The 26802-nt window shown below is 64.5% G+C and carries 20 protein-coding genes and 2 tRNA genes; 17 read left to right on the top strand and 5 right to left on the bottom strand.

Features of this window, described 5'->3' with window-relative positions; all coding sequences use genetic code 11:
• Positions 1 to 41: 41 nt before the first annotated feature.
• A complete protein-coding gene (locus ACODSL_RS06125; RefSeq protein ID WP_488899776.1) occupies positions 42 to 2084 on the bottom strand; it encodes an alpha/beta hydrolase family protein in 2043 nt (680 codons plus the stop codon).
• A 360-nt stretch (positions 2085 to 2444) separates the two neighbouring features.
• On the opposite strand from ACODSL_RS06125, the gene ACODSL_RS06120 reads away from it, so the two are divergent.
• Positions 2445 to 5597 carry a TonB-dependent receptor plug domain-containing protein gene (locus ACODSL_RS06120; RefSeq protein WP_488899775.1) on the top strand — a complete coding sequence of 1051 codons (3153 nt, stop codon included), beginning with the start codon at positions 2445 to 2447 and terminating at the stop codon, positions 5595 to 5597.
• Between the two features lie 84 nt (positions 5598 to 5681).
• Positions 5682 to 7277 (top strand): sulfotransferase family protein, encoded by a 1596-nt coding sequence (locus ACODSL_RS06115; protein ID WP_488899774.1) that lies wholly within the window; start codon positions 5682 to 5684, stop codon positions 7275 to 7277.
• Between the two features lie 59 nt (positions 7278 to 7336).
• Here the strand turns inward: ACODSL_RS06115 and sppA are convergent, their stop codons facing one another.
• Complete coding sequence (sppA, locus tag ACODSL_RS06110; RefSeq protein ID WP_488899773.1) at positions 7337 to 9148, bottom strand: signal peptide peptidase SppA; 1812 nt, start codon at positions 9146 to 9148, stop codon at positions 7337 to 7339.
• 122 nt (positions 9149 to 9270) lie between these two features.
• Positions 9271 to 9347, bottom strand: a tRNA-Pro gene (locus ACODSL_RS06105).
• A 145-nt stretch (positions 9348 to 9492) separates the two neighbouring features.
• On the opposite strand from ACODSL_RS06105, the gene ACODSL_RS06100 reads away from it, so the two are divergent.
• The 5 genes from ACODSL_RS06100 to ACODSL_RS06080 all read left to right on the top strand — a co-directional run bounded on the left by ACODSL_RS06100 (position 9493) and on the right by ACODSL_RS06080 (position 14706).
• Positions 9493 to 9566 (top strand) — tRNA-Gln (locus ACODSL_RS06100).
• Positions 9567 to 9652: 86 nt separating this feature from the next.
• The gene (locus tag ACODSL_RS06095; protein WP_488899772.1) at positions 9653 to 11404 is read left to right on the top strand and encodes a DUF6538 domain-containing protein; all 1752 of its coding nucleotides are present in this window, start codon (positions 9653 to 9655) and stop codon (positions 11402 to 11404) included.
• A gap of 106 nt (positions 11405 to 11510) precedes the next feature.
• Positions 11511 to 12839 carry a YiiX/YebB-like N1pC/P60 family cysteine hydrolase gene (locus ACODSL_RS06090; RefSeq protein WP_488899771.1) on the top strand — a complete coding sequence of 443 codons (1329 nt, stop codon included), beginning with the start codon at positions 11511 to 11513 and terminating at the stop codon, positions 12837 to 12839.
• Positions 12840 to 13471: 632 nt separating this feature from the next.
• Positions 13472 to 13924: a hypothetical protein gene (locus ACODSL_RS06085; RefSeq protein ID WP_488899770.1), complete on the top strand. Its 453-nt coding sequence runs from the start codon at positions 13472 to 13474 to the stop codon at positions 13922 to 13924.
• 332 nt (positions 13925 to 14256) lie between these two features.
• Entirely contained in the window at positions 14257 to 14706 is a 450-nt protein-coding gene (locus ACODSL_RS06080) for a hypothetical protein (RefSeq protein ID WP_488899769.1), read from the top strand.
• Positions 14707 to 14799: 93 nt separating this feature from the next.
• Here ACODSL_RS06080 and ACODSL_RS06075 read toward each other — a convergent pair whose 3' ends face one another.
• A complete protein-coding gene (locus ACODSL_RS06075; RefSeq protein WP_488899768.1) occupies positions 14800 to 15354 on the bottom strand; it encodes a hypothetical protein in 555 nt (184 codons plus the stop codon).
• 85 nt (positions 15355 to 15439) lie between these two features.
• On the opposite strand from ACODSL_RS06075, the gene ACODSL_RS06070 reads away from it, so the two are divergent.
• From ACODSL_RS06070 to ACODSL_RS06055, 4 genes are all read left to right on the top strand, one after another.
• The gene (locus ACODSL_RS06070; RefSeq protein WP_488899767.1) at positions 15440 to 15892 is read left to right on the top strand and encodes a hypothetical protein; all 453 of its coding nucleotides are present in this window, start codon (positions 15440 to 15442) and stop codon (positions 15890 to 15892) included.
• Between the two features lie 278 nt (positions 15893 to 16170).
• Positions 16171 to 17061 carry an ATP-grasp domain-containing protein gene (locus ACODSL_RS06065; RefSeq protein ID WP_488899766.1) on the top strand — a complete coding sequence of 297 codons (891 nt, stop codon included), beginning with the start codon at positions 16171 to 16173 and terminating at the stop codon, positions 17059 to 17061.
• The gene (locus tag ACODSL_RS06060; RefSeq protein WP_488899765.1) at positions 17061 to 17993 is read left to right on the top strand and encodes a serine hydrolase; all 933 of its coding nucleotides are present in this window, start codon (positions 17061 to 17063) and stop codon (positions 17991 to 17993) included. Before ACODSL_RS06065 ends, ACODSL_RS06060 begins: the two co-directional genes overlap by 1 nt.
• Positions 17990 to 18853, top strand: a complete 864-nt coding sequence (locus ACODSL_RS06055; RefSeq protein ID WP_488900283.1) for a DMT family transporter — start codon at positions 17990 to 17992, stop codon at positions 18851 to 18853. Before ACODSL_RS06060 ends, ACODSL_RS06055 begins: the two co-directional genes overlap by 4 nt.
• Positions 18854 to 19049: 196 nt before the next feature.
• Here ACODSL_RS06055 and ACODSL_RS06050 read toward each other — a convergent pair whose 3' ends face one another.
• Entirely contained in the window at positions 19050 to 19346 is a 297-nt protein-coding gene (locus ACODSL_RS06050; protein WP_488899764.1) for a helix-turn-helix domain-containing protein, read from the bottom strand.
• 188 nt (positions 19347 to 19534) lie between these two features.
• On the opposite strand from ACODSL_RS06050, the gene ACODSL_RS06045 reads away from it, so the two are divergent.
• The 6 genes from ACODSL_RS06045 (at position 19535) to ACODSL_RS06020 (ending at position 26760) form a co-directional block, all read left to right on the top strand.
• Positions 19535 to 20623 carry a helix-turn-helix transcriptional regulator gene (locus ACODSL_RS06045; RefSeq protein WP_488899763.1) on the top strand — a complete coding sequence of 363 codons (1089 nt, stop codon included), beginning with the start codon at positions 19535 to 19537 and terminating at the stop codon, positions 20621 to 20623.
• A gap of 109 nt (positions 20624 to 20732) precedes the next feature.
• Positions 20733 to 21104: a hypothetical protein gene (locus ACODSL_RS06040; RefSeq protein WP_488899762.1), complete on the top strand. Its 372-nt coding sequence runs from the start codon at positions 20733 to 20735 to the stop codon at positions 21102 to 21104.
• 348 nt (positions 21105 to 21452) lie between these two features.
• A complete protein-coding gene (locus tag ACODSL_RS06035) occupies positions 21453 to 21965 on the top strand; it encodes a hypothetical protein (protein ID WP_488899761.1) in 513 nt (170 codons plus the stop codon).
• Between the two features lie 10 nt (positions 21966 to 21975).
• The gene (locus ACODSL_RS06030; protein ID WP_488899760.1) at positions 21976 to 22506 is read left to right on the top strand and encodes a hypothetical protein; all 531 of its coding nucleotides are present in this window, start codon (positions 21976 to 21978) and stop codon (positions 22504 to 22506) included.
• Between the two features lie 856 nt (positions 22507 to 23362).
• Positions 23363 to 24211, top strand: coding sequence for a universal stress protein (locus tag ACODSL_RS06025; protein ID WP_488899759.1), 849 nt, complete (start codon positions 23363 to 23365; stop codon positions 24209 to 24211).
• 56 nt (positions 24212 to 24267) lie between these two features.
• Positions 24268 to 26760: a cation-translocating P-type ATPase gene (locus tag ACODSL_RS06020; RefSeq protein ID WP_488899758.1), complete on the top strand. Its 2493-nt coding sequence runs from the start codon at positions 24268 to 24270 to the stop codon at positions 26758 to 26760.
• The last annotated feature ends 42 nt before the right edge of the window (positions 26761 to 26802 follow it).

Below are 26802 nucleotides of genomic sequence, written 5' to 3'. Positions count from 1 at the left end.
GCTCCCCGCCCTTCGTCAGTTCTGGCCGTGAGACCGGAGGGCTAGAGCCCGCCGGGCCCGCAGTCGTTGCGCAGGTAGCTGTCGACCGCCGTCAGGACCTCGGCGATCTGGCCGGGCTCCCAGCGGTTGGACTGGTGACCCATGTCCTTGATCGGCATGTACTTGTAGGGCTTGCCGGCGGCCTTGAGCGCCGCGACGAAGCGCTCGGACTCGCTGATCGGCACCGTCACGTCGCGGTCGCCGTGATAGAGGAACACCGGGATCGACACGTCGGCGCCATGATCGGCGGGCGACAGGCCCTGGATCGTCGGACGCTGCAGTTCCCGCAGGATGCGGCTCTGGTTGACGATCTCGCGGAAGCGATCGATCGAGGCCACGCCGGCGCCGGCGACGGCGCACTGGTAGAGGCCGTGCGGCCGCACCGAGGCCGCCATGGCGGCGTAGCCGCCGTAGGAGTAGCCGTGGATGGCCACGCGATCCGGGGCGGCGATGCCCTGGGCGATCAGCCATTTCACGCCGTCGTCCTTGTCGTCCTGCATCTTCTGGCCCCACTCCGCGTCGCCGGAGCGCCAGAGCTTCTGACCCCAGCCGTCGGAGCCGCGGTATTGCGGCTGCATCACCGCATAGCCGCGCGCGGCGAAATACTGGACCCAGCCGGGGCCGTCCCAGCCCATGAAGTCGCGGGCCCAGGGGCCGCCGTGGGGGACGATGATGGTCGGGTAGGGGCCCGGACCGTAGATCGACGCCTTCGGGGTGGTCAGGAAGGCCGGGATGATCAGGCCGTCGCGGGCAGGGTACTGCACCATCCGCGTGTCGCCCAAGGCGGCAGTATTCAGCCAGGGACGCGAGGCGCCCAGGGCGGTCAGCTTCGTTCCGTCTGTCAGCAGGAAGTACTCCGGCGGCTGGCTCGGACCCGACTTGACCACGACGACATACTTGAAGTCATCGGACCAGCTGTTGACCGTCACGTCGGCGCCGTCGGCCGTGGAGTAGCGCGACTTCTCGCCGGTGGCGGTATCGGTCCATTGCACCGGAACGGTGGTCACGCCCAAGGCCGCGCGCAGCCCCTTGGTGATCGCGCCCAGCCGTTCGTCGATCCAGTAGGTCTTGGTGATCTCGCCGTCGTAGGTGAAGCCCAGCAGCTTGCCGTTGCTGTTCGCCGCATCCGACTGCACGACGCCGCCGGCATCGAACAGCTTGATCTCGAAGATCGGCTCGAGAAGCTTGTGGGCGGCGATGTCGTACTCATAGATCGCCGCCTTGTCGCGGCCGGCCGTGCTGCGCACATAGATGATGTTGGGATCTTCGCTGAAGCCGACGATGTCGGTCGGCTCGCGATCGGCGGCGAAGTAGCGGAAGTGCTCTTCCCACTGGTCGTTGGCCGGATTGCGGATCCACTGGGCGATATAGACCTTGCCGTTCTCGAAATCGACGGACTGGCGGGCGCGAACCTCCCCCTTCAGGTCGATCTGCTCGTTCCCGAACTTGTCGGACGCGGTGAAGGTCTTCTTCCGCTCGCCGGTATAGAGGTTGAGCAGATAGTAGTTCCCGTCCTCAAAGCTCTGGATCAGGATGTTCTTCGGGTCGGTCGGCAGGGTCGAGGCCACCCGGGCGTTCGGGCCCTGGGTCTGGTCGGTGGTCCCCAGCGCATTGCGCCACACCTTGCCTTCAAGGTCGGTGGTGAACAAGCGGAACAGGTGGGTGCGGTTGGTGCCCTGGGTGATCGTCTGGCGCACCTGCACCACGATCCGGTCATTCTTGAGGAAGCCGACGCTCAGGCACTGCGAGCGGTCGCCGCACAGCAGGTTGACCGGGGCCTTGGCCATGTTGGCCGTCTCCCAGACCGACACATAGGCCTTCACACCATCGGGGGAGCGGATCCCCGCGATATGCTTGCCGTCCGGCGAGACGCTGACGCCGCGAATCGCGGCCTCGCGCCCGAAATCATCGGCGCTCGGCGGCCCGGCGGCGGGCGCCGTGGCCGGCGCGGCGGCCTGTCGGGCGTAGCCGGGCATGACCGCGGCCAGCCCCAGAATCGCCAGCGCCCCGGCGGCAATACAAAGCGTACGAATGTGCGGCGTCACGATGACCCCTCGGAATCTGGTTTTCGTTCGCGCGCTGCGGGAATGATTCCCCCTGGACAGGGTCCAGACGCGTCAAACGCGGCCGACGAGCGGCCCGATGCGGCCAATCTAGCTACAATCGCGGTTTCGCCAAGCTGATCTTGCCTTTCCTGAAGCGCTTGTAATGGGGGCACAGATTGCCCGTCGTAAGGGAAACTGTGGCGGGATTGTTACGCCCGGGTGGCTATGGGGCGAAAATGCGTCATCATTCTTGTCGGGCGACGCGAAGCTGCTAGTTTCGCTAAACCGCGCGGGATGGGTATCCCGTGGATGGTCGTTCGCGATCGTTGATTCATCGGGCTACTGGGGATTTAAAACCAAATGCTGGACCGCAAGATTCTAATGGGCTCGACCGTGATCGCCGGCTTCGCCGCCGCGCTCGCCGTCACCGCCCCCACCGTGTCGTTCGCCCAAACCGCGCCGGCGCCCGCGTCGACGCAGGCCACCGACGACACCGAAGTCGAGGCGCTGGTCGTCACGGGTTCGCGCATCAAGCGCACGGAGTTCACCAGCTCCGCCCCGATCCAGGTGATCACCGCCGAGTCCTCGACGCTCGAGGGCATGGTCGACACCTCCGAGATCCTCCAGCAGTCCTCGCTGGCCAGCGGCTCGTTCCAGGTCAACAACCAGCTGACCGGCTTCGTGACCACGGGCGGCCCGGGCGCCAACACGATTTCGCTCCGCGGTCTGGGCGCCACGCGCACCCTGGTTCTGCTGAACGGCCGTCGCGTCGGCCCGGCCGGTACGCGCGGCACCGTCGGCCCGGTCGACCTGAACGTCATCCCGACCTCGATCGTCGAGCGCTTCGAAATCCTGAAGGACGGCGCCTCGTCGATCTACGGCTCCGACGCCGTCGCCGGCGTTATCAACATCATCACCCGCACGAACCTGGACGGCATCGAGGCTTCGGCCTTCACCGACCGGTCGTTCGAGGGTGGCGGTGAAGTCAGCCGCCTCAACGCGTCGTGGGGCAAGACCTTCGACCGCGGCTACATCAACGTGTCGGCCGACTGGTACAAGCAGCAAGTCCTGCACCGCGGCGACCGCGACGACACCTCGTGCTCGATGGACTACCTGCGGTCCTCGGCCAACGGCGGCGCGCTCGTCGACTTCGTCAACACCGATCCGGCCCAAACGGGCTCCGACACCTACAAGTGCTACAACCTGGTCCAGCGCACGATTACGACGACCAACTACGGTCGCCTGATCTACACCGATCCGGGCGTGGTTTACCCGACCGCCCTGCAGGGCAACTCGGGCGGCACCAACAACCTGGCCGGCAACTTCGGCGCCACGCCGATTCCGATCCCCGGCATGGCCCGTCAGGCCCGCGCCGGCTTCCCGGCGACCTTCCCGTACGGCCACTATGACTCGGCCCCCAGTGCGCGCGCGTCGATCCTGAGCCCGGTTGAGCGCACCAGCCTGTACGCTACGGGCGGCTACGACATCACGCCGAGCACTGAACTGTACGGCGAACTGCTGCTGAACCGTCGCGAGTCGGTCCAGTACGGCGTTCGTCAGCTGTTCCCGACGGTGGTCAATACCAACGCCAACGTCCCGGCGGGCTGGAACGCCCTGCTGCAGCAAACCGGCTCCTACCAGCCGATCATCCCGCTGAAGTCCGACCGCGATCAGACGGTCGACTACTGGCGCGGCGTCGTCGGCCTGCGTGGCGACTTCGGCGCCATGCTGGCGGGCTGGGACTGGGACATCTTCTACCAGTACAGCAGCTCTGACGCGACGTACGGCGCGGACATCATCTACAACGATGCCGTCCTCGCCACCTCGGCGAACGCCCTGGCCTGTAACCCGGCGGCTCTCCTCGGCGTTTCCGGCCGTAGCTGCGCCTCGCTCCCGGGCGGCATTCCGTGGCTGAGCTCGCGTGTTCTCAACGGCGACTTCACCCAGGCCGAGCGTGACTTCCTGTTCAAGCACGAGACCGGCAACACCACCTACACCCAGAAGACGGTTGAAGGCTCGGTCTCCGGCGACCTGCTCACGCTGCCGGCCGGCCCGCTTGGCGCCGCCTTCGGCTTCAGCTGGCGCCAGGACGCGCTGGACGACAAGCCCGGTCAGAACGAGCGCGGTTGCGCCTCGGGCACCCCGGCGTCGGTCATCTGCGCCCCGGGCAACCTGTGGGGTTCGACCGCCGCTGGCCGCACCGCCGGCAGCGATACGGTCAAGGAACTCTTCGGCGAACTGGAAGTGCCGATCTTCAAGGGCCTCCCGGGCATCGAAAGCCTCGATCTGCAGGTGTCGGGCCGTTACACCGACTATGACAGCTACGGCTCCGACTCGACCCACAAGGTCGGCCTGAACTGGCAGATCACCCCGTCCTGGCGCATCCGCGCCACCGATGGCACCTCGTTCCGCGCCCCGGCGCTGTACGAACTGTATCTCGCCAACCAGACGGGCTTCCTGGGTCAAGCCTCCATCGACCCCTGCATCCTGTATGAAACCAGCAGCGATGCGCAGCTCCAGGCCAACTGCGCCGCGGCCGGCGTCCCGCTCGGCTACACCGCGGCGGGTTCGAGCTCGGCTACCATCATCACCGGTGGCGGCGCGGGTGTGCTGAAGGCGGAAACGTCGGAAGCCAAGACCCTGGGCGTGATCTGGACGCCGGACTTCATCGATCTCAGCGTGGCCGTCGACTACTTCGAAATCACGCTGAACGACGAAATCCGTCAGTTCGGCGCGAGCAACATCGCCAACCAGTGCTACTCGGCGCCCAACCCGGCCACGAGCGCCTACTGCACGCTCATCGTCCGTAACGGCGCGGTGAACCCGGTCGGCGGCGCTGGCGCCTTCGCGATCCAGTCGATCCAGAACAGCTACGTGAACGTGGCCGAACAAGTGAACACCGGCATGGACCTCACGGTCCGCTTCCAGCACGACTTCGACCTCGGCAAGCTGACCATCGACGGTCAGTTCACCTGGCAGTTCCAGGATGATGTGACGCTGCTCGGCGCTTCGGCGATGGAAGACTACAACGGCGCGACCTTCAACTATGACGGTCCGGACTTCAGCGGCAGCATCAACACCCGGTTCGACCACGGCGACTGGACCTTCAACTGGTCCATCGACATCCTGGGCAAGGGTTCGGACACCGAAGTCTACGGTGGCGATACCTTCAGGCTCTCGACCTACCAGACCCAGTGCCGCCGCACGACGGACAACGCGACCGGTCTTTGCACGGCTCTGCTGGGCACCGGTCCGCTGGCCACGACGAGCACGACCGGCGCCAGCCTCGCGCCGTTCGTCTACTACAAGCAGTACACCGAGTTCTATGCGACCCACGACTTCTCGGTGCGCCGCAAATACAACGACTGGACGATCACTGCGGGCATCCAGAATGCCTTCGACGAACGTCCGCCGGCGCAGTCCGCCGCCCAGTTCCGCATCGGTACCGCGGCTCTGAACGGCTACGACGTGATCGGCCGCCGCGCGTTCTTCAGCATGTCGAAGAAGTGGTAGTCACGTCTCTGACGTAGGAATTGGGGCGGCGGGGGTAACCCCGCCGCCCTTTTCTTTTGTCCCGCGGACCGCTAGGCCCGAGCCATGCCTGTCGAGAGTTCCCCGCTTCTGATCCGCGCCTGGGCGCACTACCGCCGGGGGCAGGCGCGCGAGGCCCACAGCCTTTCACTCGAGGTCGTCCGTGCCGACCCCCGCAACGGCGACGCCTTCGCCCTGTTGGGCCAGATCGCGACCGACCGACGCGCCTTTGACCAGGGCCTGGACCTCTATCAGCGCGCCCTGGCGATCGAGCCGGGGAATGCCGCCTGGGGCGCCGGCCTCGCCCGCTGCCTGATCGGTCTGAACAGGACCGGATCGGCGCTGATGGCCGCCAGGCAGGCGCTGGCCCTCGGTCCACCGGACGCCACCGTGTTCGACATCCTGGGCGTGGTCTTCAGTCGCGCCGGTGATCAGACGCAGGCGACGACCTGTTTCCGCGCGGCCCATCGGCTGGCTCCTGATGACCCGGGACATCTGCTCAACCTCGGTTGGGCGGAGCAGTATCTCGGCGACTTCGCCGCCGCCGAGCAGGCCTGGAGACGCTGCATCGCGCTGGACCCCGAGAACGATCGGGCGATGTGCGCGCTGGTGCAGCTTGCACCCCAGACGGCTGGCAGCAGCCTCGCTGCTCCCCTTGAGCGTCTGTTCGAGCGGGCTGCCGGCGACGCTGACCGCACCCTCCGCATCGGGCATGCCCTGGCCAAGTTGTCCGAGGACCTGGGCGACCCCTTGCGGTCCTTCGACTGGCTGTTGCGCGCCAAGGCGGCGAAGGCCGCCGGGGCGACATCGCTCGAGGCGTGGCAGAATGAGCTGTTCGCCGCCGCCCGCGCGACGGCCCCCGCGCCCGCCAACGCCGCTCCGGGAGAGCCGGCGGAGGACCCGATCTTCATCTTTGGCTTGCCGCGCAGCGGCACAACCCTCGTTGAACGCATCGTCAGCAGCCACCCGTCAGTGGTCTCGGCGGGCGAACCGATGGATCTCGCTATCCTGACCCGCAAGCTGGCGGGCGCACCTACGCGTGAGCTGATCGACGGACCGACGATCAGGGGGCTGCAGCCGTCGGACGTCCCTCGACTCGGGTCCGCCTATCTCGCGTCTCTCCGGGCCCGCGTCGGACCGGCGGCGCGGTTTACCGACAAGACGCCGCTGAATTTCCTCTATGCGGGTCTGATCAACGCCGCGCTGCCGGACGCCCGAATGGTCTGCCTGCGCCGCCATCCGGTCGACAGTTGTCTGGCGATCTTCCGGCAGGTGTTCGCCACGGGCTTTGTCTACTACGACTGGGTCTATTCGCTTGAGGCTACGGCGCGCTTCTATCTGGGTTTCGACGGGCTCATGAGCCACTGGCGCGCGACCCTGCCCGCGGATCGGTTCATCGAGGTCGCCTACGAGGACATTGTGGCGGATCACGAGGGCGAGGCGCGCCGCCTGATGGCATGGCTCGGCCTGCCCTGGAACGATGCGGTGCTGGCCTTTCATGAAAATGCCGCGCCCGTAGCGACCGCCAGCGCTGTCCAGGTGCGACAGCAGGTCTATCACAGCTCCGTAGGACGCTGGAAACGCTACGGAGACCGCCTGAAACCCATGACGGACATCCTGATCGCCGGCGGCGTGCTGTCGGCTGGCGAGGTCTCGGGCTAGACCGCTGACGTCGATCCCTTCGCTACGGGTTCAGATCGTCTCACCCGCTCTCGGCCGGTCTACCGGCCTTGATGGAGGGGCGTCGGAGCCAGCACGGCCGCGCCTGACGGACTGGCCCGCAGCCGCGAGGCGGCCATCTCGTCCAGAATCGCCGAGGCGCGCGGATCGCCCATGACCCAGCCGGCCGCCGCGAGCGTGCGGATCGCGCTGGAGCTGACGCCGAACATCCGGCTGAAGGCCTCGAACGGCGAGCTGTCCTCCTCCATGTGGCGGATGCGAACGTCGCCCGTCAGCTTGGCCAGCGCCTTGGCCCGGTCGATCGCGTCGTAGTAGCCGCCGAGCGTGTCCACCAGGTGCAACTGGCGCGCCTGGACGCCGGTCCAGACCCGGCCCTTGGCGATCTGGCGCACGCGATCGTTCGGCAGGCCGCGGCCTTCGGACACCCGGGCGACGAAGCCGTCATAGATGTGGTCCATCCAGCCGGCGAACGCGGCGCGCTGCGACGGCGTGAAGCCCGTGCCCGTGCCGAAGGTGTTGGCGTACTCGCCGCCCACCGTGGTCGAGCGGACGTCGACGCCGAACCGGGCCAGGGCGTCGCCCAGGGCCATCTTGCCGCCGTAGACGCCGATCGAGCCGGTCAGGGTGGTCGGCTGCGCGACGATCTCGTTGGCCTGGGAGGAGATCCAGTAGCCGCCGGACGCGGCATAGGTGCCCATGCTGACCACGACAGGCTTGCCGGCCTTCCGGGCGGCCTTCACGGCGGCCAGGATCTGTTCGGACGCGGTGTCCGATCCACCGGGCGAGGAGACGCGGAAGACGATGGCCTTCACGTCCTTGTCCTCGATCGCGTCATAGAAGGCGCCGGCGATGTCGTCGGACCAGACGGTGTCCTCGGTCGAGAACGGATTTCCGCCGCCGCCGCGCCCGGTCATGATCGCGCCCTCGGCGCCGATGACGGCCACAACCGGCTTGCCCTTCATGCTGTTGGCCAGCCGTTCGGTGCGCAGCGCGTGGCTCATGTAGTCGTCGAAGTCGACCAGCTTGGCCTTGCCGCCCACCCGGGCGATCAGGGCGTCGGACGCCTCGCGAACCTGGCCGACGCGGTCGATCAGGCCCTTCTTCGCGGCGTCCTCGGCCGAATAGGGGCCCGCCTCGACGAGCCGGACAAACGCCACCGGCTCCTTCTTGCGATCGATGGCCGCGGTCAGCACGCCGGTGCGATAGATCGAGCCCATCCAGGCCGTCTCGGACTCCCGGTGCGCGGGCGTGTAGTCGCTGTAGAGGTAGGGGTTGACGGCGTTCTTGTACTCCATGCGCTGTTCGTACTCGGCCTTCACGCCGTACTTGTCGAAGAAGCGCTTGAAGAACATGTCCTCGCTGGCCATGCCGACGGCCTGGAAGGAGCTGTCCGGCTGCATCCAGAGAGCGTCGGTCGCCGCGCCGAGCATGTAGGTGGAGACCACCGCGCCTGACGGATACAGGCCCTGGCTGTGCGCCCAGATCGGCTTGCCGGCCTTGCGGAAGTGCAGGAAGGCCAGACGCAGCTCGTCCGCCGTCGCCGGCGGCATCCCGCCTTCGGGCAGGCGCACGAAGATGCCCTTCACCTTGCCGTCGGTCTCGGCGTGCCGCAGCGTCTCGATCACCGAGACCACCGACATGCCTGGCCCGGAGAAGGCGGCGAAGGGATTGTGCGGATCCTGGTCGGTCATGCCGCCGCGCAGGTCCAGTTCCAGCACGGCCTGCGCCGGCGTGGTGTCCTTGGGCTTGCTGGCAGCGCCGATCATCGAGCCGATGACCAGGAACGGGATCACGACGAAGAACAATACCAGGCCAGCGAACACGCCGGCCATGGTCAGAAGGAACTGCTTCATCGGGAACCCCGGGTAAACTGAACGCCCAAGCTATAGCGGCGGGCGTTCGCGTCAAATGAACACGGGGCAACACTCCCCGCGAAATCGACTTTGGCTAGTGATTTCGCGGGGCGCGGGAAAGATGGTCGGAGTGAAAGGATTCGAACCTTCGACCCCCGCCTCCCGAAGACGGTGCTCTACCAGACTGAGCTACACTCCGACGTAAGGACGCGGCTTATAGAGGCGACTTCCCGGGACCGCAAGCGACCATCAGAAACCCTCCGGACGGCGTTGCATCGGCGCGTTGCCTGCGCTATCTGACGCCCCTCGCGACGCCGGGCCCTCAACAGCCCCGCCGTTCCTGCTGGGGAATGGTGTAATGGTAACACAGCGGTTTTTGGTACCGTCATTCTAGGTTCGAGTCCTAGTTCCCCAGCCACTTCTTCCCCGAGCGCTTGTAGACATTGAAGTCCTTACAACGTAAGGGTTTCCGTGGCCTTGGTTGCTACGGATACCTGCTACGGAATGAGCTTTATGCAGAATGTCCACCCACGCGGGAAAAGGGGCATTTACGGCGTCAAAAAGGACATCCCTTCTGACGTCCGCCACGCCTTTGGCGGCAAAGCTCAGATATGGAAATCCCTCGGCACTACCGACAAGTATGAAGCCGCGCGGCTGGGGTTGGAAATTCTGGCTGATATAGATCGGAAAATCGCCGCAGCGCGGGGAAGGCCAGAACCGTCGAGCAGTCGCCCGACCGGGAATAGGGTCGGCGCCCGGATCGATCGCGGGAAGGCGCTGGCGGCCATCGACAGCTGGCGGCAGGTGTCGATCCAGACTGCCTACGACGATCACTTCAACGGTCTCGCGGATCAGCCAGTGCCGTTCTCCGACGCCGACCTGGCATGGTCCCAGTTGGTCTTTGCCCTGCAGCAGGGACGGACGGATGATGTCGCTGATTTCGACAATCGCCTCGCGCTTGTCCTTCAGGACGCCGGCCTGCCCGTTACGGCCACGCACCCCGCCATTCCTCGTCTGAGGCCGACCTTCGCCGCCGCATGGCTGGACGTCGAAACCTATATCGGCCGGTTCAGACGCGACGACTTTTTCGGATGGCCGGAGGAGGGGGACCAGGCGACGCAGTCGAGCGCGGCATCCATCGCCCTCGCCGGCGACACCAAGCGCCTTGCAGGGATGAAGCTGAAGGACCTCCTCAGCAAGTTCGTGGCGTCCGAAAAGCCGAAGGACGAAGCCCAGCTGCGCGGCTATGTGCGCCGGCTTGAGGAATACCTCGGCGATCCGGACATCAGCACCATCAGCGCTGTCCAGATGGACGCCTTCCTCGTCGAGCTCCGCAACTTTCCAAACACCAAGAAGCCGGCCGCAAACGACCTCTCTTTCAGCGAGGTAATCGCCACTCTCGGCGCCGGCGGGGATGTCCGGCACCTGTCGCCGAAGACCGTCTGGAAGTGGTTCTCGGCCTACAAGCGACTGTTCGCCTACGCCCTTCGCCTCGGGCTCATTGAACGTAACCCCGTCGCCGGCGCGATGCCGAAGCTGAAGCCGGACGATCGCGGCGAGCGCCTTGCCTATTCGAACGAAGACATTGCCGCGATCTTCGCCAAGCCTTTGTTCCAGGGCGCCGTCGTTCGACGCGACAAGGACGGCGGGGTCTTTGGCTATCGCCACCAGCCAGGTTCCGAAATCGTCCGGGACGTCCACTACTGGCTGCCGATCTTCTGCCTGTTGCACGGCGTCCGGATAGAGGAAGTCGGGGCGGCTCTGGTGGCTGACATTCGCCGTAGCGACGACGCCATCAGCTATCTCGATCTAACCCAGCGAACCCTCAAGACACGCCAATCGCGCCGCCAAGTGCCACTGCACCCGCGCATGGTCGAATTGGGCTTCCACGACTATGTGCAGGGGCTGCGGGATGCAGGCGAGACCTACCTCTTCCCCGACCTGCCGCACGACCCCACAGGCGCTCTGAAGTCCACGCGCCGGTTCACCAAGTGGTGGGGCTACTGGTGCACAGAAAACGCCGGTGAGTTGGGCGAAACGGGCTTCAACAGCCCCGACAAGTCGTTCCATTCCTTCCGCCACAGCTTCAAGCGGGCCTGTAGGGACAGCGGCCTCTCCGAAGAGATCCATGACCAACTGACCGGCCATGCCAGCCAAGCGGTCAGCCGCGCCTACGGGCAGGGGGCATCACTCAGGACGCTGGCGGACGCCATGGCGAAGGTGGCGTTCCCGACGCTGCCAGAGTTGCCGCGCTAACACTGGCGCGCTTGAGACGGCTAAGCGCCAGCTGAAGACATTGGAGACAGTCCAGCAAGCAGACGTTCGCCGCTGGAGCGCCGCAAATTCCAGTCGCGGGAGTTGATTGGGCTACGAGCGCGGCCATATTCTTCCCATGAAGCCGCCCAAGCTGACCACCTCGACCGGATTGCAGGGTCTAGACGCGACCAAGCTGCGCCCCGGCGACGTAATCCTTAGCGCCGACAACTCGCTCACTAGCCAAGCAATCCGTAGCCGCACCCGCTCCGATATTTCGCACGCGATGATTTACGTGGAGAGCCACTCGATCATTGAGGCGAACAACACCGGGGTCCACGCCCGCAACACCCAGCGGTTGCACTACCCTGCTGACCGGGCCCTCTATGTGCTCCGCCCCCGCGAACAACTGACACCTGCGGAGGCCCAGGCGATCTGCGTTTACGCCCGGAGCAAGGTCGGGTCGCAGTACACAGTTCTGGAGGCGGTCCAGTCGATTTCGCCGATCCGGGCGAAGGCCAGCCGCCGCCAGTTCTGCTCTCGGCTGGTCGCCCAAGCCTACGCCGCCGCTGGCCGCCCTCTCGGCGGCGACCCGGACTATCTTTCGCCGGGCGATCTCCTGCGAAGCCAAGCCTTCGAGCAGGTCCCGGATGCGACGATCGTGATCGACAAGGGCACCTCGGCCCGCTGGGCTAACCATCAGGATATGACCGCCGTGATGGTGGCAGCCACCAACGCGGTCCTGGCCGATGTCCGCAAGCTCGACCCAGCGGTCCAGACTTTCGATGACGTCATCGCTCTCTTGATCGCCGAGCCGCAGCACGATGCCGCGGTGCTCGCCGCCTACGAGGCCTCCGGCTACCTGGAAGTTTGGCGCGCCTTGGTCGAGGCGACGCCCTGGCAGTACAGCCTCCCCGCCATGTCCGACGCCGCGCGAGGCTCCCGGGACCACGTCGAGTCCTACTGCCTCGACACCCAGCGGAATGTGGAGGGCTCAGATCGCTATGAGCGCAATCTGACAGGCTACGCCTACCTCCAGCAGCAATACGGCCTGAAGACTTTCGCCCGCTTGCACCAACTTTACGAGCAGCTCGTCCGCCTCAACACGCAGCGGCGGGGCGTGGCGCTGGCCTGGCTGCGCGCCCATGCCCCGAGCCTCGTCTCCAGCGGCAAGCCTCACACCGAAGAGTGGTTCGCCGCCTTGCAGCTGCGCAACCCCACTCAGGCAGCGATGGTCCGTGCCACCCTCACAGCCGCGGGCACCAGGGAGGTCTGCTCGATCTGCGGCGACGATCCTGCCACAGATGTGCGTCTGGTCGAGGACGGGATCAGCGTCCAAGACAGCCTTACCTTCAAGCTCTGTGACGACTGCCGCGAAATTCGCAGCGCCGCAGGCGAGCAGTTGGAGCCCGTGGATCGGCTCCAGTCGAGCGCATGATCGACGATTATCCACGGCGGCGAAGCTGCGGGGAGGTTGCGGCAGGAGCCGACCTCACCATGCGGCCGAGAAGCAGACCTCAGCTGTCTTCATCACCCCGCACCGCGATGTCGCGGACGAGAGGCCAAACGGTGCTTCCGACTTCGCCCCAGTTTCTTTCCGCCATCGGGTAGTGCTCGCGGTAGCTGTACCCTAGACTTGCTGGCTTGCTTCGTCTCGCTGCTCATAGGCGGCGAAAGCAGCAGGGGCTTCCACTTCTGACCCGTTGCGGACGTTGAACGTGAAGCCGGGTGACGTTGATTCCTGACTCATCTCGGACGTTGGGAATGTCCGTTTTCGGGCTGGCAGCCCAATGTTGGCTTTCGGCTTATTTCCGAACGGCCGCATCTGCCTCAGTCCGGCCCTTCAGCGGGTCCGCTTAGCTGCGCGCGCCGGTGACGATCGGCGCCCCTTCAATTGCTGCGAGGTCGGGGCGCGGAGACCAATGCTGAAGTTGCGGCGGGGGCCAGCCTCGGTCTGCAGTTCGCTGAGCGAGCGGGGCCTCGAACCTATCGAAATCCGTAGCTTGCTGGGCCATCGGGCCTGCACGCCTAATGGAAGTTCAAACGCGCAGCCTACCGAGGACTACCGCCATGCTCACCCTGTTCCTTTCGTTGACCCTTGCAGTCGCCTCCAGTCAACTCTCCGACCTGACCTACCAAGGCAAACCGGTGCAAGGCTATCTGGGCGGAACAGCGGATTTCCCAAGTGAGTTTACCGAGGCGCCGGCCTGCGAGGGTGGGGTTTCCCAGCCGGACGACCGAAACGGTTGTGTCTGGCTGAAATCGGACGGGACGGGCACCTGGGAGAACGATGTCGGCCCTGGTGTGCGCCAGGCTGCTACGCCCATCCAATGGTACCTGATCGCCGACAAGGCCGGGACGGTGACGAAGGCGGTGGGCGACGGTGTCGAAACCTACTTCGTGCTGATCAAATTTACCCAGCCCTACTATGGGCAGAATCCCGGAGACACTTACGCTTTTCCGGTCCGCAGGTTCGTCGACGAGCGCCGCATTGTGATCGACAGCAAATGGCGCGTGTACTGAGGCAGCCGAACGGCATGAAAGTTCGGGACATCTTCGTGGTTGGCCTTCCAAGCCTTCTATGCCTGACTTTGGCGCTCGAACCCGGTCTTAGCCTGGCTCAGACAAGACCCGCGCCGACGCCCCTTCCGCCGCCTCCACCGCCGATCCAGAGCGCCCGGACGATCGAGCTGCATGACGCCTTGCCTCCCGCATGCGCCGGGCTTCGGGAGGTCGACTTGGATCGCGTCGGACAGGCGCGGCCGGCCTCTTTTCCTCCGCACCCAGACACCGTCTTGGACGCGGCCAGGCGGGTACAGGGCCCAGATGCACCGCTCTCCCCGACAGGATCGATCGTGCTGACCATGACTGTGGGCGCAGGCTACACCCAGCCGGAACCCTTTGAGACAGCGACCATCGTCGCCAAGGAGGGTGATGGCGTCTGGCGCTTCTTGCGCGTGGACTACTACGTCAATCGTGAGCGGGTGCAGGCGCTCTATCCGGCGATGAAGCCGCTGCCCACGCGAAAAGTGACGACCGGTGAGCTCGCGCCAGACCTTGCCGCTAGGCTGGATAGCGCGTTCGCCAGTCCCTGCCTGCCTTTTGAACCCGACTACGCACCGCCCGGGATGCCGTTGTACGCGGGGGGGATCCGCCCCTGCTTCGATGGCGCCTACTACACCATACTCATCGAGCAGTCCGGACGCCGTCGTGTGGCCTCCCAGGCCTGCAATACGGTTTGGGAAACCGGCGCCATCATCCGGGTGCTGGAGGGTGCGCACAGCGACCCGCGGGCACCCTCTTGACGCGCCCTCTCCAACCCACGTGCAGAGTGGGGTTGAGCGGGAATGGCCCCGCGCAGTTTACGGCCATCGCGAACCACTGTCGGCGAGGCCGGTTCAATAAATCCTGGTCCGTAGATCTATGTGTTTCACCGTCTCCCCGTCCTCAAACATCCGCTTGGTGGGCGCGTTCGAATTGGCGAGCCAGCACACATGCTGCTCATAGAAGTAGGATCGGTTGCTTCCCATCATGGAAGAGGCGCACCGGGAGTTCCAGTCGATCCGCGCCACTTGGCCGGGCAGCAGAGTGAACAGCGGGGATGGGAGATGAGTGGGCCAGCTCGTCCGCAGCATCGACGACCACGGACGATCCAGAGTCAGTCGCACCGCCTCGCCCGAAAACGTCCAGCGCAGATTTGAAGGGTGATTGATCTCGTCGTGCGACCAAACGCCCGAAGCGATGGGGCCCGCAGTTTCGCGGACTTCGTGCTGCTCCTGGGCGAGACAACGGATCTCGTGACGCCATGCCTGCGCCGGGTTGCCAGGGGCCGGCCAGCCGTCCGGGGGAAGAAGCAATGGATAGCTCGCAGCCAGTTTGGGCCGGCGATGCATGTCCCCTGCCGACCGCGTCGCCTTGCCCCACCGCGACCAGATATCCTGAATGACCAGCATGAGAGGAAGCTTGGCATGTCGGACGTAGGCATTGCCAGCGTGGTCGCCAGACTGTCGGCGAAGACGTGACCAGGACTGTGCGATCGTGAGCCCCGTGGTCCTTGCAACTATAATCGCGACCCTCGCCGGCACGCCGGGCGCCGCCGCCCCTAGCAGCCGTCTGGAGTGTGCCGGCTATCGCCAAGGCGTGGGAGGCGCGCGATCGCCGACGCGGTTTACGCTGGATCTGTTCCCGGCCCGGTCAAAGGCGGTCCTCGTGCGGGGAGCCCTCTTCGACAAAACCATCCCAGGCGAGAACTTCGTGCTGGAGGTGACCGCCCATCAGGTTCGCGTGTGCCCGCAGGCCTGCGCAGCCGGCGAACTTGTGGTGAAGAGGAAGGGCGAGGGCGTGGAAGTCACGACGAACTACAACGCGCTGGTGATTGATCAACCCAGTGGTCGAGCCTTGGTCTTCACCGACCGGGAGATCGTTGAAGGCGGGGTAATGCGGTGGTCCTACGAGCACTTTTCGGGTGTGTGCCGTGCGGTTTCACCTTGAAAATCAGCGGGACCTACGAACATCCTGACCTCTCGCCTATGGAATTCCATAGGTTGATGGCCGGTCTGCGGTGACGCAAATCAAGGGCGAGGCAGCAGCAGGTTGGGGTCTGGTCTTGAGTTCGGCTGTGCGAGGCAAGCGCCGGCCTTGGGGGAGCCCTCCGAACGGTCGCCAAGCTTGAATACCTACCGAGGACAGGGGGAAGACATGTCGTGCCTTGAGGAGCCTCCGACTGTCCAGTTGAGGCCCTCGTTGGCGGCGCTCATCGCGGACGCTTCATGACCCAGACCCTTTATCATCTGCACGAAGGCGACGGCGCTTCGGCCCATGAGCGGGTGCGCATCGTCGAAGAGGCCTGCAACCGCGCGGGCATCGTCTTTCGGGCTCTCGACAGTCTCACTGCAAACTATGGTGACCTTCCGAAGCTTGTCCCCGGCGACATGCTGTTCAACGCAGGCCGTGGGTCGGTTCGGCTCGAAACGCTGCTGACGCGGCCATTCGTCGCCACCTTCAGGGACTGCGGGTCTACGCGCTTTACTAACCCTGGCGATACAACAGTGCACTGCGCCGTCCTGGAGATGTTGGGGCTGCCGCAGCCGCGCACAATTCACCGCCTGCCTCCCGACAATGACAGTCTCACGGACTACGTGGACGCGTTGGGCGGGTTCCCGGTCGTCCTGAAGATTGCCGGCGGGACGATGGGGATCGGCACGATCATCGTCGAATCGATGCGCTCCCTTCGTTCCGTGTGCGACTATCTCCGCACCACTGGCGACGAGTTTATTCTTCGCCAGTACATTGACGCGGCCCATGTGGCGCGGTTGTGCGTGCTTGGCGACATGGTTGTCGCCTCATTGAAGTATGCCGTGGCCGACGACGACTTTCGCGGGATGCCATACCGTATGGGCGGACAGCAGATGAGTTTTGGTGACGAGGTGGAAGCGCTGGCGCTCGCTGCCGCCAAGGCCGCCGAGTACGAGTTCACCGGCGTGGACATAATCATCGACAAGGCGGGATGTCCCTATGTGCTTGAGGTCAATCCGCCGTCCAATTTCGTCGCCTATGAGCGCGAGATGAATATTCCTATCGGCGACATGATCGTGGCGCACCTGCGGGCGAAGGCTGATCGGCTGTCCAAGACGGATGTCGCCGAGCTCAGTAGGGTTTGATGGACACCAGTCGCATCGAGGCGATCTTTGAACGCTACACCAGCGGCTATCACTTCTTCCTGCGCGATCTGCGGTCAGGGGAGGCCGTCGAACTAGGCATGCGCCGGGCATGGCCTATCGGCAGCTGCTTCAAGCTTGCCGTGCTCGTCGCCTATTTCGAAGCACTGGCCGACGGGACGTTGCCGCCTGACAGTCTGGATCAGGAAACCCTGATCTCGCCGGAGAAGTTCCGTATCGGCGGCGGTGTCATCAATCTGCTCGACAGTGCGATCCGGCTGACTGACCGACATATGCTCCACCTGATGCTCGCGGCCTCGGACGGAACAACGACCGACTTGCTGATGGCCAAGTTGGGGCTCGCGCGAGTGGATGCCGCCCTTCGACGCATGGCGCCGGACAGCCATTTGTCCTGCGATCTCGGGGACATGGTTGCCGGGTTTCGCGCCATTCCCGGCGCGCTGAGCTGCAAGGCGAGTGCTTGGACGGGCCCCGATCTAGAGATGTTCACCGATCGGGTGGCGCTTCTGGGGGGAACGAATGGAGTGGATCTGGCGACGCTAGTCTATGCCGCGCATGGACATGCCCCACCTCAGACGATGAGCGGAGAGTATCGCAGATGCATCGACGTGGGCCGACTGTGGCCCCGCTCGGCTACATTTGTTCAGCCCGACTTACAAATTTTCGGAAAGACCGGCTCGATAGGTCGGTGCTTCTTCATGAACGACTGCGGGGTACTGCTGGATCCCCGGACCGGGGAGGCCATGGGCCAGTTTGGCTATTGCTCTCGCGGCTGGCGCGTTCCGGCGCTCACCTGCGAGAGCATCGGCGGCTTAATCGGCGTAGCAGTCGCCCAGGCGATTGGCCTTCAGCCTCAGCTCAACGCCGATTGGACGGCGGAGGGCGCCGCCCTTCTGTTGGGTGATCTGCCCTGACCGGCCGGTCCGCCAGCCTGCAAGGCATCCTGTGGATGCTGGCCTCTGCCGCCAGCTTCACCGCTGAAACCATCCTGATCAAGCAGTTGGGCGGGGAATGGGCCACGCCCGTCATGCTGTTTTGGCGGCAAGCTATTGGCCTGCTCTTCATGCTGCCCTTCATCCTGCGCCTGCCCCGCGCCGCCTTCGGCACGCCGCGCCCCGGCTTGATGCTGGTTCGCTCCGGGTTTGGCATCGCGGGCCTGGTGCTGTCCTACATCGCTATTCAGGGCCTTCCCCTTGCCGAGGCCAACGCCCTGTCCTTTACCCGCACGCTGTTCCTCGTGGTGCTGGCGGGGCTGCTGCTGCGCGAGAAGGTGACGCGGGCCCGAATGGCAGCGGCCGTGGCAGGCTTCATCGGCGTGCTCATGATCGTCAGACCCGACGGCCTGTCATCGTCCGCGACCTTGGCCCAGATGGCGGCGCTAGGTGCGGCGATCTTGTTTGCTCTGACCATCCTCAGCGTCAAAGCGATGACGAGGGATCACTCCCCCTTCACCTTGATGACCTACGCGTCCCTGCTGGGGCTGGTCCTCATCGCGCCCTGGGCCGCTGTCCTGTGGCGCTGGCCCTCGGGGCATGAAGCCCTGCTTCTCACGGCCTTGGGCGCTGTCAGCTTGCTGACCCAAGGGTGCTACATCAAGGGCATGCAGGGCGGCGATGCCTCGGTCATGGGGTTGGTTGACTACAGTCGCATCATATTTGCCCTGGCCGCCGGCTGGTTGTTCTTCGGCGACCTCCCGCGCCTGATCACCCTGGCCGGAGCGGGGGTCATCATCAGCGCGACGGTTTATGTGACACGGTCCGAGCAGACAGTATGAAGGTGGCGCGCTGCAGCCGTCAGGGGCGGCTTCAGTCAGGAAAGCCAGGATGGGAATGCCGCCGGAGGTCGATGGATCGGCTGAAGCGGTGAGGCTCCGGTGGTTCGGGCAAAAGGTCGATGTCGCGGCTTGGTACGCGTACATCGTCTAGGGTCTCTGTGTGGAGGTCGTCGGACCTCTTTGCCTTCCGTGATCGTCAGATCGGCTCGATTTGCTGATAGTAGACCCCGAGAGCCACCGCCTCTGCCAGGGTCCGAGCGCCCAATTTCTGCCGCGCCTTGTGCAGGTGCAGCTCGACGGTGACGGTGGTGATCTTCAGCCTGTCAGCAATCGGAGCGATGCGGAGCCCGCGGGCCAACAATTGCAAACAATCGCGCTGGCGAGGGCTTAGCGGTTCCGCGGCGCCATGGCTGAGGTGGCTGCGGACCCGATCCTGGTCTCGAAACGGTGGGCTATGAGACGGGAAGTGCTCATAGCCGATGTACATTTGCATGGACCGGTCCCCGAGAAATCTGACTTGGCGGCCTTTTGTGACTTTGTCCCGTGACCTTCGGCATCCCCCGGGAGGGGGATGGCTCAATGCCCGATCGACGGCCCTGAAATCCTGACCAGACTCACCACAAGCGTCTTGATTGCGGTGTTATTTGTAGTGGAACGTGACTCCCGAGAGGGGTGTCACCGATGGCCTTGGTCAGTGACGAGCAGGCAGTAGTCGAAAAGTTGCGCGAGGCTGCCCTCGACGGAGATCGGTGGATTGAGGCGCTCGACGCCCTTGCTCGGGCCACCGGCGCGCGCAGCGCAAATCTCGTCGGCGTCAAGCCGGGCGTTATGACCTTCGACTGGGCGAGCAACGTTGATCCCCAGCTGTGGCTGGACCTCAACGCGACCATGAGGGGGGATCCGCTGCTAAATCCGCGTGTCCTCAACGGCATCCGGTCGGCGCCCATGGAAGTGTTCAGCGGCGTGGACTATGCGTCCGACGACTGGACGCGACGCTTTCCGGAGTATGGCGAGGCCTGTCGCCAATACGATGTGGGCGGCGGCAGCCAGGCGGTTCTGCATCGTTCGGCTACGGGGTTCGTCGGCATTGCGACCCTACGCTCTGCCAGGGAAGGGCACGCGACCGACGAGCAGAACCAGACCTTCGCCCGTCTTGCTCCCCATGTGCTCGACGCCGTTCGACTGCAGAGCCTCATCGAAGGGCGCGCTGCCAGCTTCGCCCTTGGAACGCTGGACGCGATCTCGGCTGTCGCCTTCCTTTGCGACGAGACAGGCCGGGTGCGCGGCATGACGCGGGCCGCCGAGGACCTTGTCTCTTCATACGGCCTACTTGCATTGCGCCAAGGACGGTTGGTGGGCTGGTGTGACACTGCCACCGAGCAACTGACTGCTTCTGTCTGGTTTGCGATCCACAGACCAGATCAGCCCATGCAGACCCTGATACTGCGCCAGAAGGATGGGGCCCCGGTAAGGGTCGAGGTCGCGAGCCTGCCCCGTGACGCCTGGTCGATGACGTTTCACCCGCGCGTCATTGTCACGATGAAGCCTAGGTCGCTGGCTGAACTGCCAGGGCAAATCTGCGCCGCCTTTGGACTGACCCCGGCCGAAGCTGAGATCACCTTGCTGGTGGTGAAGGGCGTGCGCCGCGGCCAGATTGCAGAGCAGCGGGGCGTCTCAGCAGAAACGGTGAAGTCACAGTTCAAGGCGATCTTCGGCAAGTTGGGAGTGACGCGGGAGAGCGAGATCGCGGCGCTACTGGCAGGACTCTAACGTCGCACCTAAGGTTTTCCATAGCTTTCTGCTCGTCACGGGGTGGGCCAGAATTGTGCTCGTATCGGCGCCACGCGGGCGTCCGCTGTGACAAGCAGGATCAAAGACTATGAAGACAGTTGCCGCTGTGTTGGGGGTCGCTTTGTTGGGCTTCCCCGTAAGCGCCCACGCCGAAACGATTCAGGTCTGGCAGACCTCGCAGGGCTGGTATCCGAACATGTACGGCTCCCAAAGGTCGATGGAAGGTCTGAATGTCGGGTTCGATATCAAGACCAGCACCAACAATGGCAGCATGTATGTCGTCGGTCGCTTCTGCAATGACGGCTCCGCGACTTGGGTGGGGGGGATGCGAGTCGAGACTGTCAGGCCAAGTTCAGCCTTGGCTACCATTCGGGTGAGCCCTGGCCAGTGCTACAATTGGGGGGAGCACCTGCCCAAAGGTGCCGCCGCCATCTACATCTATGTGCACCGTAACGGTTGATGCTCGAAACTCGGGTGGGCGAAACTGGTTGCGGCCATCTCTTGAGCGAGGCCGCTGGAGGTAAGCCGCCTGTGGCCAGTTGCTTCACCTCCGAACTGGCGGATTTGGCCGTGAGACAGGCCTCCTGTCATCGGGGCGAAGAGGTAACGGCCATGGCCCGTGCCTTCCCAGAACAGTCGTCCCTCAGGCACCAGTAGGAAATTGCCTGGCCATAGTTAGATGGGAAAATGCCGAGAATATTTTATCTCGCGATACTCATCGATTTTTGATTCCCAGTATGGAGACCGCTCCGGCGGAGCGAGTTGCTTTCAGATCGCCAAGACGACTTGTAAAAAAGGATTGGTTAATATGACGCGGTCTATTAATCTATTGTTCTTTGGTCTCTTAACTGCCGCCATGACCCCCAGCGGGGCGACGGCTGAACAGTTGTTCTTTGATTGTGATGTCACGAACACGACTTATCTGTTTGACACCGTCAAGCGGAATGAGCCCAGGCCTGACTTGAGAGGAACGGCCCGGCATAGGCAGGTTTACAGGATTGATACTACCGCAGGGATCGTGACCGCAAAATATCAACTAGATGCTTCGACAAATCAATGGATTCTCAGCCCGGAAATATTCACCGACTTACGAGTTAGCACGGAGTATATCATCGGCTATTGCAAGAGCCCTCAGAGCTCCTGCGAACCCACTACTGTAACCGGTAACAATGGCAATCAGACGATTGTCGATATCTCACTTACCTACATCAGCCTGGCATCAGGAGAGCTTTCGCAGTCCACCATCAGTTCTGGAAAGGGCGTTCAAGCGCAACTCGTAGAAACCGGGACCTGCCGCCGCGTCGACGCTGCGGCCTTTTAGGAGCGGGTGAATGTATCGTCTTCGCATCGCATTTTTGGCGCCCGCTCTGGGTCTGACCATTTTCGCCTCCCCAAGCCACGCGCTGTCACCAGGTCTCGCTGTGTATGTTTGTGACCAGACGTGGTATAATAAAGGAATGACTATAGAAACCGGAGTCGTGAGTTTTGATGAAACTGTAGTCGGCAAGCAGGCATTTCTCGTTGATTTTAATAGACGAAAAGTGTATAGAAAATATACGGCTCAGCTATTTATTGATAGGAATATTTTATCGTACAGGGAAATTGCCGGAAGTTTGCTTCAGTTTGATGAAAACCAGATCATTTATTGTGATGACCCTAATCAATGCAGAGGGGCGAAAAGCGTCAACGATAATTTTGACGGCATGACTACGGTAGGGCCCTGGATGCTCGATCTTCGATCGGGTCGGATGTCTTCGCAAACAGACTCGATTTGGACTTCTCGCTCTGGTCCATCAACCACCATAAAGATTTGGAAAGGCACTCGGGGGACCTGTTCGCGGGACGACACTTATCTCTTCTAGTGAACATGATAGTAGTTTCGGTACGTGTTTCGATGGCCACACCGCGTTCGCTGCCACGAATAATGGCGAGGGCACTGAACTGGCTTGAACGTCGTCACTGCCTTCATCCGATAGCTGGTCGAATCTGGGGTTGGGAAGCGCATCGGTCTGTTCGCCGGTGGCGCGGCATCGGTCTGTCGAGATGAACAACGACATGCAGGAAGGCTGAATCGCGGTGGCGACGGAGCCAAATTGACGTCCGCATTCCGCTTGCGCGTCAATGTCAGCTTTTGGCGGATATTGTTGAAAAAGGCTGGAGCGTCCCGAAGTCGGGGTCGGTCTCGCCTCGCCCTAACGGAACTGCAGAATAGTTCCCCCTGCTAGATGGGTAGCGAGCAAGAACGTTGCTCATTTTCGCGCCCGATGAACGCCGCGACGACTCTTTCAACAACATCGGCGCATGGTGGTAGTTGGTCGAGGCTGGTTAGCACGTCGGCTTTCCTCCCAAGTCTGACGTCCCGGTATCGGCCTATGTCTAAGTTCGGCCGGCACCTGCACCGTAGTTGTGAAGGTTGCTACGAAGCTCCTTCAGCCAGGTTATAGTCCTAGTTTAATGCATTGATAATGCGAGAGTTTCTGCGCTTGTGGGGGCTATAGCGGATTTTCCTAGTTCCCCAGCCACTTCTTCCCATCGCCTGACATCCGGAATTCTGCCCCGGCGCTGTCCTGCCCGGCCGGGCAGGCGGAACAAGCCCCCGTGTCAGGCATTCGGGGTCCGCGCCGCTGTGCGGCCCGTGCGATCCGGTCATGACATAGAGCAAGGCCCGCCCGGTCGACGGGCGCCACCATCGCGCGACCCTTAAACGGAGTTGCCCCGATGGCCTGCCTCGACCTGCTTCTACACATCGACAGCTATCCCGCTCCGATGCCGGACGCACTGATCGACGAGTCGGTCGCTCTCGCGGCCAGTCTTGGCGGCAGGCTCACCGGGCTGGCGATCGAGATCGACATCCCGCTGCACAGCAACCGCCTGGCGGACTACCTGATTGGTCTGAGCGCGCTCGGACGTCAGGAAGAGGAGCGGTGCCGCGCCGCCTGCAAGGCGGGTCTCGATCACTTCACCGCGTCGGCGAAGGTGGCCGGGGTCTTCCAGGACGCCATCCTGGGGCGGACCAACTATCTTGAGCGGGCTGAAGACGTCACCCGGCGCGCGAGATCGCGCGACCTCTGCCTCCTGCCCCGTCTCGCCGGCATTGACCGCCAGCTGGATGTCGCCCAGGCGGTCGTCTTTGGCTGCGGTCGACCGGTGCTGATCTACCAGCCCGGCGCGCTCGGGGATCTGGCCGTGTGGCCCGAGGTGGCGGTCGTCGCCTGGGACGGCAGCCGCGGCGCGGCCCGCGCCCTCGCCGATGCTCTGCCCCTGCTGAAGCGCGCCGGACAGGTTCGGGTCCTGACGGTGGTCAACGAGAAGGCGGATGCGACGTTCGAGCTCGGCGTGGATGTGGTCCGTCACCTCCTGATGCACGGCGTTCCGGCGGTCCGTGACGAGATCGACATCGGGGTCGAGAGGATCGGCACAGCGATGGAGGCCTACCTCGAGCGCGAGGGCGCCCGGCTGCTCGTCATGGGCGCCTTTGGTCATTCGCGGGCCCAGGAGTTCCTCCTCGGCGGCGCGACGGACCACGCGCTGCGCGCCACGGTCTGCCCCGTCTTGCTGTCTCACTGAACAAGGTGGCTGAAGCAAACGGGCGAGGATCCGCCCAACAGACGAATGGGCGCGCCTTGCAAGGTCTCGATGACCTGGAGGCGGCGAGGCGGCTGGCCGAGGTCGGGCCCAACGCGCTCCCGCCGCCGGCGGCGCGTGGCGTGGTCCGGATCATCCTCGAGACGATGCGGGAGCCGATGTTCCTGCTGCTCGTCGGGGCGGCGGGACTCTATCTGATGCTGGGCGATCTCGCCGAGGGCCTGTTCCTGATGGGCGGCGCCCTGGCGACCATCGGACTGGTGGTGATCCAGGAGGCTCGAAGCGAGCGCGCCCTTGCGGCGCTGCGCGACCTCTCGCAACCCCGCGCGAGAGTCATCCGCGCCGGCGCGGAACGGCTGATCGAGGCGCGCGAGCTCGTGCCCGACGACATTGTGCTGGTCGGGGAGGGTGAGCGGCTTCCCGCCGACGCTCTGCTGGTGGCCGGTGACGTGCTCGGCGTCGATGAATCGGCGCTCACCGGCGAGTCAGCCCCGGTGTCCAAACGCCCGCTCTGCGCCGACCAGAAGCCCGACCCTGACCGGCCGCCGGGCGACGAGGCCGGCCCCAACCTCTATTCCGGAACCCTGGTCGTCAGCGGCCAGGGCGTGGCGAGGATCAGTCGCACCGGCCCGAGAACGGCGCTCGGCCGGATCGGCGTCTCTCTCGCCGGCATCGTTCAGGAGCCGACGCCGCTTCAAAAGACCGCCGGCCGGCTGGTGACCTGGCTCGGCGTGATGGCGATCGGCTTCTGCATCGTTGTGGCGGTCGCCTATGGTCTGCTGCGCGGCGACTGGGTGGCGGGGACACTCGCGGGCGTCACGGTCGCCATCGCCCTGATCCCGGAAGAGTTCCCCATGGTGCTGGCGGTGTTCCTCGCCCTCGGCGCCTGGCGGCTGGCGACCCACAAGGTGCTCGTCCGGCGCGGGGCGGTTATCGAAGCGCTCGGCGGCGCGACGGTTCTCCGCGTCGACAAGACCGGCACCCTGACCGAGAACCGGATGCGGGTCGCGCGACTGTGGACCGAGGCGGAAGACCGGACCGTCACCGCCGCCGGGGTGGGCGAAGGCTCCGGCGCTGCGCTGCTCGCTACCGCTGGCCGGGCGTCGGCGGTTCGGCCAGTCGATCCGATGGACCGGGCGATCAGGGACCTGTCGGGGCCCACGGGAAGCGGTGCTGAACCCGAACGGGTCTGGCCCCTGCGGTCGGACCGGATGGCGGTGATCCAGGTCTGGCGAGACGGGGGCGAGGCTCGCACGGCGGCCGCCAAGGGCGCACCCGAAGCGATCTTTGCTCTCTGCGGGCTTCCCCCCTTGGACGTCGAGCGTCTGACGGCCGTTGTCACGAGTTTCGCGGGCCAGGGCCTGCGCGTGCTGGGCGTCGCCGCCTGCGCCGTCGAAGGGGCCTTCCCGGAAGACCCAGGCTCGGCGCCGTTCCGTTTCGAGGGGTTGGTAGGCTTCCTGGACCCTGTACGCCCGGATGTGCCGGCGGCCCTGGCGGAGGCCCGCGCTGCAGGCATCTCTGTCATCATGATCACCGGTGACCATCCCGCGACAGCCCTGGCCATCGCCGCCGCCGCCGGTCTCGACGTCAGCGGCGGCGTGCTTCTGGGCCCGGAGATCGCCGCGTTGTCGCCGCGGGATCTGGCGGCGCGCCTGTCGGGCGTGCGGGTGTTTGCCCGTATCGCGCCGGAACAGAAGCTTTTGATTGTAGAGGCGCTCAAGACCGCCGGCGAGGTCGTCGCCATGACGGGCGACGGTGTGAATGACGCCCCGGCGCTCGAAGCCGCCCACATCGGCATCGCCATGGGCCGGAAAGGCACGGATGTGGCGCGCGAGTCGGCCGACCTGGTGCTGATGGACGATAGCTTCGCCTCCATCGTCGGCGGCGTGAAACTCGGGCGGCGCATCTTCGTCAACCTGCGCAAGGCCCTGATCTATGTGACGGCGATCCATGTGCCGATCGCCGGGCTTGCCCTCATTCCGATCGTGCTCGGCCTGCCGCAACTCCTGTTTCCGATGCACGTCGTCTTTCTTGAACTGGTGATCGACCCGGTCTGCGCGATGGTCTTCGAAGCCGAACCCGGCAGTGCAACGGCCATGCAGCGTCCCCCGCGACGGCGCGACGAACCCCTGTTCGGCCCCGCCCAGATCGGCCTGGCCCTGATACAGGGCCTTGGCGTCCTGGCGGGCGTTCTGGGACTCTATGTCTGGTCGCTGGGACAGGTTTCCGAGCCCGAGGCCCGCGGCCTTGCTTTCCTGACCCTGGTGATCGGAAACCTGGTGCTGGCCCTCGCGGACGCCTCGACCTCGGGCGGTCGACTTTTCGCGCCGCACCGCAAGATCTACTGGGGAATCGCCGTGATCGCAGGCGGGGCCCTGGCGCTGATCCTGTACGTGCCGGTGCTGGCGTCGGTGTTCAGGGTCGCCCCGCCATCCTCCGCGCTGCTGGGGCTGGCGCTGGCCATTGGTCTGGCCAGTGGCGCATGGTCCGGCGCAGTCCGCGGTGTCGCGCGACGGACCCTCGGTCGCTGACGCCTCACAACCTGTGGTCTTCACCGATCCGCTGATCTAGAT

The organism is Caulobacter sp. FG121, assembly GCF_057809815.1.
This window is presented reverse-complemented; position numbering and strand designations above follow the sequence as displayed.